This window comes from Psychrilyobacter sp., assembly GCF_037132775.1.
In the GTDB taxonomy this organism is placed as follows: Bacteria; Fusobacteriota; Fusobacteriia; order Fusobacteriales; family Fusobacteriaceae; genus Psychrilyobacter.
On the sequence record NZ_JBAHZY010000082.1, the window covers coordinates 1 to 5483 of the forward strand.

4 protein-coding genes are annotated in these 5483 nt (G+C 31.6%); 2 read left to right on the forward strand and 2 right to left on the reverse strand.

The genetic code is table 11. From position 1 onward, the window contains the following. Nucleotides 1-442: 442 nt before the first annotated feature. Nucleotides 443-709 (reverse strand): helix-turn-helix transcriptional regulator, encoded by a 267-nt coding sequence (locus V5784_RS05615; RefSeq protein ID WP_336888064.1) that lies wholly within the window; start codon nt 707-709, stop codon nt 443-445. Nucleotides 710-711: 2 nt separating this feature from the next. After that, nucleotides 712-963 (reverse strand): type II toxin-antitoxin system RelE/ParE family toxin, encoded by a 252-nt coding sequence (locus V5784_RS05620; RefSeq protein WP_336888067.1) that lies wholly within the window; start codon nt 961-963, stop codon nt 712-714. A 1086-nt stretch (nt 964-2049) separates the two neighbouring features. Here V5784_RS05620 and trmB point away from each other — a divergent pair. Together trmB and V5784_RS05630 are read left to right on the forward strand one after the other, a co-directional pair. Further along, nucleotides 2050-2757, forward strand: coding sequence for a tRNA (guanosine(46)-N7)-methyltransferase TrmB (gene trmB, locus V5784_RS05625; RefSeq protein ID WP_336888065.1), 708 nt, complete (start codon nt 2050-2052; stop codon nt 2755-2757). A 765-nt stretch (nt 2758-3522) separates the two neighbouring features. Next, entirely contained in the window at nt 3523-4803 is a 1281-nt protein-coding gene (locus V5784_RS05630) for an adenylosuccinate synthase (RefSeq protein WP_336888066.1), read from the forward strand. Nucleotides 4804-5483: the final 680 nt, after the last annotated feature.

The window sequence follows — 5483 nt, forward strand, 5'->3', positions numbered from 1 at the left end:
TACGATGGATATCACGAGGAAATGGACTGGGCGCCGAAGAGATTGGGGTGTAATCTACTCTCAATTACAAATATTTTTTGAAGAAAGATTAAACTAAGTGATAATCTAAGATATACCTTTTAAAAGAGGCTAATTTTAGGATCTGCTATTGACATACAAAAAATAAAGTTCTAATATATTAAAAAAGAGAAGCAATAATTAAAGAATTATTACTCCTCTTTTTATAAAAGTTTTACATTAATTTTTAGAGTTCACACAAAACTTGCAACAGCCCCACTAAAAGCTTTTCTCGATATATGAGTATCTAATTTTTTTATAGTATACAAAAAACCTGCGAATAAAACACTTTTTTTAGTGTCTAGTTCACAGGTTGTAGTATAAAAATTCATACCTTTTGTTGTATAGGCTTTTAATCTTTTAACCTTGCTGCTAAGGCTACCTATTATATTTTTTTAGGTTCAAATGAAATATGAATATCCATATTTAATCCATCAGCAATCCTTTTTAGAAAGTTTAAACTAGGGTTATAACTTCCTCTTTCTAACCTACTAATATGAGCTTTCTTAGCTAATTCAACTTGAGAAATTTTTTGTTCTTTTCTTGCTTTTATTAAAGCCGAAATAATCTCGTATTCTGGACCTAATTTATTGTATTCCTCTTTAAATTCTTTATCTTGCATTTTTAATTTTTTATATTCTGAAAATTTCATAGTCATTTCCTCCCTTCATAATCTTCTTTATACTTAATAGCTTTATTTATTTCCTTTGTAGGTGTCTTTTGTGTCTTTTTTATAAATCCATTTGTTAAAATTATTTTGTTATCTACAAAAAAGAAATAAAAAACTCTACTAATATCACTTCCTTGTTTTGTTCTCAATTCAAATATGCCATCTTTTATATGTTTTGAGTGAGGTTCTCTTAATTGATTGCCATATTCCTCTAATAATTCTATATCTCTAACTATTTTAGCATTTAATTTTTAGGAAGAATCTCTAAAAATTCCATGACTGGAAGTTTTCCATCTAATGTTCCATAAAATTCAATACTATACATAATTCACCTCTATCTAATTATATGTTATATATGACATATTTTCAAGTTTTATTTAAAATTTATAGTAAACTAGAAAAAAAGAAGATCGGTATAGATAGATTGTAAATTGTTGTAATTTTTAGGCAAAATAAGGTTACTTATGACACCTTTAAGGGTATTTTTAAACCCCTTTAGGGTAATGAGTGGCCTTTCCTATTTCCTACCTCTCAATCCTAATAGTACCAAGGGTCTTAAGGCTTCGCAGTTTAGCATGTTTCGACTATAGGGGTACAATTACAAGGGGAAGTTTTTGGGAGAGCACAGGAGGGGAATGAGAGGGTATAATTAAAAATGTACAATGGATAATTGACAATGGGGGAGAATAAAAGCTTTAGTCGCAGATTACGCAGATAAAAGCAGATTCTAACCAAGAAAAAAAAGTTCTAATCTGAAATACATTTAAATTTCTTCATATAAATGATAAAGAAATTTAATAATCGTATAAGTTCTGGGTAATCTACGACAAAAAGAAGGTTCTAAAGAGTCCCTCTTTAATACGGGATACTTTTTCTCTGCAGCTAGAAATAAGTATCCAAAAAGAGCCGGAAGATTTATATGTTGTCTTAGTGAGTAAGTCACGATCGTTGTTGTAGGAAAAATACTGCTGAAGCTCAACGACTATAAACTTCGCTTTTAAAGTCAGATTTAAGTCAGGGTCAATTTTTTAAAAAAAAAGACTTCTGTGCTCTAGCAGTAGGATCTTAAAAATTTCGTGTAATTCGTGACAAAAAAAAGATTTGACTCTATGAGTCTCTGTAACAAAAAATATTTTATCATTAGAGAAGTCTGAGGTAAAAATTATTTTTGCCTTAGTTTTAAAGAGTGATATTGACAGAATATGGAAATTTTAGTATACTGAAATGTAATAAAAATGACTGGGACAAAATACTGAAAAATAAGTAAAAAACATATATATAACATGGAAATGATCAAAGTATTGTTAAAAAATGGAGGCAAGATGTCAAATATAAAAAATGATAACAGTGTAGGGAATATATGGAAACACTTTTTTAAATACGAAAGAAGACATTATAATCCATATATGGTGAAGTTAGCAGAACATCCAAATCATATCATCTATGATAAGGAAGTTATGAACTCCTATAAGGGTAAGTGGAATGAATATTTTAAAAATGAACATCCTATTTATTTGGAGATTGGATCTGGTAGTGGAATGTTTGCCAATGACATGTGTGTAAGATATCCAGAGAGAAATCATATGGCTCTTGAAATAAGGTTTAAAAGATTGGTTCTTTCAGCTAGAAGATCTGAAAAAGTAGGACTGGATAACTTATTATTTATAAAAAGACGTGGAGAAGAGATCACTAACTTTATAGGTCAAGAAGAGATGGCAGGCCTGTATATCAACTTTCCAGACCCATGGGAAGGAAAGGAAAAAAATAGGATCCTTCAACCAAAATTATTTGCCCTCTTAGATGAGATCTTAGCAAAAGATGGAAGGTTATTCTTTAAAACCGATCATGATAAATACTATGCAGATGTATTAGAATTTATGCCAGAAGTAGAAGGGTATGAAGTGGTGTACCATACTACTGATCTGCATAACAGTCCACTTGCTGAAGAAAATATAATGACTGAATTTGAAAGTCTATTTACATATAAACATCAAAAGAATATTAACTATATAGAGATAAAGAAGAAGTAATTCTTTCTCCCTATCGCCACGGGAGAGGGTCAAGGTTCTAAAGAGTCCCTCTTTAATACGGCACTGTTTCTTTTTATCTGAAAAAGAAATAGTGGAAAGAAAAGCAGACTTTTTCTAAACGATGTTATAAGAGTAAGTCAGAGGTAATGTCCGTCTTTTTACAGCTACAGTCCTCGCTTCACTGCGGAACTTATTCTGTTGTACGACTAAGTAGAATATTTACTGAGAAGTAGAATAACATCCAGAAAAAGGTCAAAAAAAAAGACAGGTTCTAACCAAGAAAAAGATGTTTTAATCTGAAAAATCTGGGTAATCTGCGACATACATTTAATTTTTTTTATTGAGTATAGAAAAAATTAATATTCGTATATCGAAGGTTTCAAGGATTCCGTCCTTGATACGGGATACCTTTTTTCTTGAAAAAAAAGCTAACGGAAAAATTCAAGAAGATTTATATGTTGTCTTAGCTAGTAAGTCACGATCGTTGTTGTAGGAACAGTACAGCTGGAGCGTAACGACTATAAACTTCGCTTTAAAAGTCAGATTTAAGTCAGGGTCAAAGAAAGGTTTATAAAACTTCTGTGCTCTAGCAGTAGAGTATTCAATACTCTTATATATAATTCGTGTAATTCGTGACAAAAAGATTTTGAATTCGTGGTAAACAAAAATAATAAATAATATTTTATTCTGTGAAAGGCAGAGTTCTAAAGATCTCTGTGTTGGAAGGTTTAAATATTTAAAATAAATCTAATGAAGAGGTGGAACATGGCAAGTTATGTAGTAGTAGGAACACAATGGGGAGACGAAGGTAAGGGTAAAATTATCGATGTATTAGCACATAAGGCAGACTATGTAGTTAGATTCCAAGGTGGAAACAATGCAGGACATACAGTAGTAGTAAATGGAGAGAAATTTATACTTCACTTATTACCTTCAGGGATGTTACACGGAAATGGTAAATGTATAATTGGGCCAGGAGTAGTAGTAGATCCGAAAGTATTATTACATGAATTATCAACTTTAGAGGAAAAAGGAGCTAAAGTAGATCACTTATTTATCTCTGATAGAGCTCACCTTATCATGCCTTATCACGTTAAACTAGATATAGTAAAGGAAGAAGCTAGAGGAGAAAATAAGATTGGAACAACTAAAAGAGGAATAGGTCCTTGTTATTCTGATAAGATAGCTAGATGTGGAATTAGAGCCGTAGACTTATTGGATATGGAAGGATTTGGAAGAAAATTAAAGATAAACTTAGATGAAAAAAATGAATTATTTACAAAAATTTATAATACAGAAGCTATGGATTATGACACAATCATGGCAGACTTTACAGGATATGCTGAAAAGTTAAAGCATAGAATAGCTGACTTTGTTCCTGAGATCAATGAAGCATTGGACAATGATAAGGTAGTAATGTTTGAGGGAGCTCAAGCTATGATGTTAGATATAAACTTTGGAACTTATCCATATGTAACTTCTAGTTCACCAACTGCTGGTGGAGTAACTACAGGTGTAGGTGTAGCCCCTTCTAAGATCGATAGAGTAATCGGTGTTATGAAAGCATATACTACTAGAGTAGGAGAAGGTCCTTTCATCACTGAATTAAATGATGAAACAGGAGAAAAATTAAGAACAATTGGAAGCGAATTTGGTGCAACAACTGGAAGACCAAGAAGATGTGGATGGTTAGATGGTGTAGTAGGTAAATATGCTGTAATGATAAACGGTCTTACAGATGTAGTGGTAACAAAGATAGATGTATTGAGTGGAATGGATGAATTGAAAATTTGTACAGGATATGAGATAGATGGAAAGGTATGGACTACTATACCAGCAGCTATCGAATTAACTGAAAAAGCAACTCCTATATATGAAACATTACCAGGATGGTCTGAAGATATTACAGGGATGAGAGAGTATGATGAACTACCTGAAAACTGTAAAAAATATATAGCTAGAATGGAAGAAATAATTGGATGTGAAATCACTATGATCTCAGTAGGTCCAGACAGATCTCAAAATATATTCAGAAAAGAATTTTAATAGCAATAGATATAAAGGCAGCTGCGGCTGCCTTTTTTTATTATTTTTGATGGGGGGGAATGGTAGATATTTTAATATTCATATACCTTCTCGGTGAATCTCTGTGTTAAAAAAAGGTTCTAAGGGTTTCGCCCTTAACTGAGATCATTTCGATATTGCGAGTATTTTATTTTTCTCTAATAACATTAGAAAAAAATAAAAATGCACACAAGAAACGATCCAAAGAAAATCAAGAAAATTCTCAGGCTTCCTCGTTATGTTTTCCCCTAAATGGGGAAGACGAAGCAATAACCATTTTGTCTTAGTGAGTAAGTCACGATCGTCATTGTAGGAAAAGTACTGCTGAAGCTCAACGACTATAAACTTCGCTTTTAAAGTCAGATTAAAGTCAGGGTCAAAAAAAGGTTTTAAGACTTCTGTGTTGTAGCAGTAGAAAATTTATACATTTAATATTTTCTTTGTAGATCACTTTTTTTATTATTTTTGATGGGGTGTAAATGGTGGAGTGACCTGATTGGTAGATATAGTGGATATGGTGGACAAACCTGTACTAATAGTATAATGGTCGTATAAATTCATACAAAGAGTGTTTAACCTTAAGCAAAAAAATAGGGTATAATTTAAGAAAACAATATGGGGGATTTTGATTATGAATACACGAAAAACTTACTCTTCTAAGT

Bases quoted from the DNA above. Each gene is read 5' to 3' on its own strand.
- V5784_RS05615 (WP_336888064.1), bottom strand. From the start codon at position 709: ATGAAATTTTCAGAATATAAAAAATTAAAAATGCAAGATAAAGAATTT.
- trmB (WP_336888065.1), top strand. From the start codon at position 2,050: ATGTCAAATATAAAAAATGATAACAGTGTAGGGAATATATGGAAACAC.
- V5784_RS05630 (WP_336888066.1), top strand. From the start codon at position 3,523: ATGGCAAGTTATGTAGTAGTAGGAACACAATGGGGAGACGAAGGTAAG.